General features: G+C 45.3%; 1 protein-coding gene. It reads right to left on the bottom strand.

The window, feature by feature from the left end:
* Nucleotides 1-321: 321 nt before the first annotated feature.
* A partial coding sequence (locus ACTHUR_RS17765; protein WP_440400049.1) for a prolyl oligopeptidase family serine peptidase occupies nt 322-530 on the bottom strand: 209 nt, incomplete at its 5' end.

Below are 530 nucleotides of genomic sequence, written 5' to 3'. Positions count from 1 at the left end.
GACGATGTTGAGTTTCTCAAAGTCGATTTGGTCTTCGCAAAAGACTTCGGGAAAGAGTTGTTTGAGTTTTAATATATTGTCTTGTTTGAAATTATTTTCTAAATCGTGCAGAATTTTTCGGTTCGGTTGCCATAATTGCGTCTTCCATCAATGATCACTTACAAAGTGTCCATTTTATCGGGATATGTTGAAAGTTAAAAGAAAAGAAGGCCGTCTGAAAAACTTTTAATATTCGTTTTTCAGACGGCCTTCTTTTCACTTGCCGAAACAAGAGTATTTTGTTTCTCAACTTTACGAAACAGTCAGTCCTGCTGCTTACTTCTACCCCAAAAACTCTTTCAAAAACAGCAATACGCAGGTAAGTTCGTCGGCGGATTCGCGTTGGGTGCCGTTGCCGGTATGGCCGCCGCCGTCAGGCGAGTAGAGCCAAGATTGCGGCGAGGTTTCGCGCAGTTTGGCGTAAAACTTGAGCGCGTGGGCGGGATGGACGCGGTCGTCGCTGAGGCTGGTGGTAATGAGCGCTGGCGGAT

The organism is Neisseria sp. P0021.S007, from assembly GCF_051956855.1.
This window is presented reverse-complemented; position numbering and strand designations above follow the sequence as displayed.